2 protein-coding genes are annotated in these 622 nt (G+C 42.1%); both read right to left on the reverse strand.

Translation table 11 applies throughout. The features are described from left to right. Positions 1 to 25: 25 nt before the first annotated feature. A complete protein-coding gene (locus tag R7R24_RS28085) occupies positions 26 to 304 on the reverse strand; it encodes a type II toxin-antitoxin system mRNA interferase toxin, RelE/StbE family (RefSeq protein ID WP_005377065.1) in 279 nt (92 codons plus the stop codon). Continuing rightward, positions 301 to 585, reverse strand: coding sequence for a type II toxin-antitoxin system RelB/DinJ family antitoxin (locus tag R7R24_RS28090; RefSeq protein ID WP_005487956.1), 285 nt, complete (start codon positions 583 to 585; stop codon positions 301 to 303). The genes R7R24_RS28085 and R7R24_RS28090 overlap by 4 nt, the downstream gene beginning before the upstream one ends. Between the last annotated feature and the right edge of the window lie 37 nt (positions 586 to 622).

Here is a 622-nt window from a genome sequence, read left to right on the forward strand (position 1 = left end):
GGCGTTAGTTCCCCAGAGGAAGCAATCAATCCGTAGGGAATTTTTGTTTCTGGTGGAGTACACGCATAACTCGGATGATATCTCCCTCGACCCAGTAAGAGATAATCATCGAAATCTCAGGAATAATGAGTAATCGTCCGCGGATACCATCTCGTTGTACGCCCATTAAAGGTTGTTCAAGCAAGTTTTCTACTTTTGCTTCAATGAGGTTGTCAGTTTTTTCTGCCGCATCAGGGTTGAAGTCATAGAGAAACTCGAAGATCTTTTCACGATCATTAAGTGACTCTTCTTCCCATAAAATCATTGCTTACCTCGATTACGGATTCTGGCTTTGCGCTCTTCCATTCGAGATTTAGCATTTTGGTGCTCAACGAAAACGGACTTTCCTGAGTCAAACTTCTCAAATGCTAGATTTACTTGTTCAGTTAGCCATGCATCGTGAGACAATGTTTTTCTTTGTTGTTCAGCAAGTTGCTCAGTAAGTTCACGGCATGCGTCACTCAGAGTGCGACCTTGGCTCTCAGCCATTTGTTGAGCTAGGCGTTTTGTTTCTTCATCAACACGAAATTGAATTCTAGTGTCCATGATTTATTCCTTTGTTGGTGTGTGTACAAATGTTAGC

Source organism: Vibrio sp. 704 (assembly GCF_033339295.1).

Coding starts and splice junctions, on each gene's coding strand:
- R7R24_RS28085 (WP_005377065.1), bottom strand. CDS start 304: ATGATTTTATGGGAAGAAGAGTCACTTAATGATCGTGAAAAGATCTTC.
- R7R24_RS28090 (WP_005487956.1), bottom strand. CDS start 585: ATGGACACTAGAATTCAATTTCGTGTTGATGAAGAAACAAAACGCCTA.